The sequence below is a fragment of the Rhodococcus sp. 14-1411-2a genome, from assembly GCF_002259485.1.
Lineage (GTDB): Bacteria > Actinomycetota > Actinomycetes > Mycobacteriales > Mycobacteriaceae > Rhodococcoides.
This window is the reverse complement of record NZ_NPGA01000002.1, coordinates 1-1,596: the sequence shown is the minus strand read 5'-3', so window position 1 is coordinate 1,596 and position 1,596 is coordinate 1. Positions and strand designations below refer to the sequence as shown.

Genomic DNA, 1,596 nt, shown 5'->3' with positions numbered 1-1,596 from the left:
TCATAGTGGGATGTTTCCGTGTTTCTTGGGTGGGAGGGTGACTTGTTTGCGTTCGAGTAGTCGTAGTGCGGTGACGATCTGGCCGCGGGTGTGGCTGGGGGGTATGACGGCGCCGAGGTAGCCGCGTTCGGCGGCGATGTAGGGGTTGACGAGGGTGTCTTCGTATTCCTGCTGCAACCTCAGGCGCAGGGCGTCGACGTCTTCACCGTTCTTCGCGGCTTCGAGCAACTGTTTGCGGTAGACGAATCCGACGGCGCCGGAGGCTCCCATGACGGCGATCTGCGCGGTCGGCCATGCGAGGTTGACGTCGGCTCCCATGTGCTTGGATCCCATCACGTCGTAGGCGCCGCCGTACGCTTTGCGGGTGATGACGGTGATCTTGCCGACGGTCGCTTCGCCGTAGGCGTAGAGCAGTTTCGCGCCGCGTCGGATGATGCCGTTGTATTCCTGCCCGGTTCCGGGCAGGAACCCGGGAACATCGACCAGGGTGATGATCGGGACGTTGAAGCAGTCGCAGGTCCGCACGAACCGGGCTGCTTTCTCGGAAGCATCGATGTCCAACGTTCCGGCGAACTGGGTGGGTTGGTTGGCCACGATCCCCACCGATCGACCGTCGATGCGCCCGAACCCGACGATGATGTTGCGGGCCCGACCTTCTTGGACTTCGAGGAATTCGTCGTCGTCGAGGATCCGGGTGATGACCTCGTGCATGTCGTACGGGGTGTTCGGTGAGTCGGGGATCAGGGTGTCGAGTTCGAGATCCTCGGCGGTCAGATTGTCCTCGATGGACCCGGTGATCGGGTCCGACGGTGCGGTGCGGGGGGCGTCGGCGCGATTGTTGCTCGGTAGGTAGGACAGGAGGTCGCGGACGTAGTCGAGGGCGTCTTGTTCGCCGGAGGCGACGTAGTGCGCGACACCGGATTTCTCCATGTGGGTGTGCGCGCCACCGAGTTCTTCCATGGTGACGTTCTCGCCGGTGACGGTTTTGATGACGTCGGGTCCGGTGACGAACATCTGGGAGGTGCCGTCGACCATGACCACGAAGTCGGTCAGTGCCGGGGAGTAGACGTGCCCGCCGGCGGCGGGTCCCATGATCACCGAGATCTGGGGGATGACCCCGGAGGCGCGGACGTTGCGGTGGAAGATCTCGCCGTACAACCCGAGGGAGACGACGCCTTCCTGGATGCGGGCTCCGGCACCTTCGTTGATCCCGACCAGGGGGCGTCCGGTTTTGACGGCCAGGTCCATGACCTTGACGATCTTCTCGCCGTAGATTTCGCCCAGGGAGCCGCCGAAGACGGTTGCGTCCTGGGAGAACACGCACACATCGCGGCCGTCGACGGTGCCGTAGCCGGTGACGACACCGTCACCGAAGGGCCGGTTGTCCCCGAGCCCGAAGTTCTGGGAGCGGTGCCGGGCGAGGGCGTCGAGTTCGACGAACGAGCCCTCGTCGAGCAACGCGGTGATCCGTTCGCGGGCGGTGAGCTTGCCTTTGGCGTGGACCTTGTCCACCGCTGCCTCACCGGACGGAATCTCCGCAACCGCGAGACGTTTACGAAGATCGGCCAATTTACCCGCAGTGGTATGGATATCGGG

1 protein-coding gene is annotated in these 1,596 nt (G+C 63.9%); it reads right to left on the bottom strand.

The features are described from left to right. Positions 1–1,596: acyl-CoA carboxylase subunit beta (locus tag CH291_RS00070; RefSeq protein ID WP_218829004.1), on the bottom strand; the 1,596-nt coding region annotated here is incomplete at its 5' end.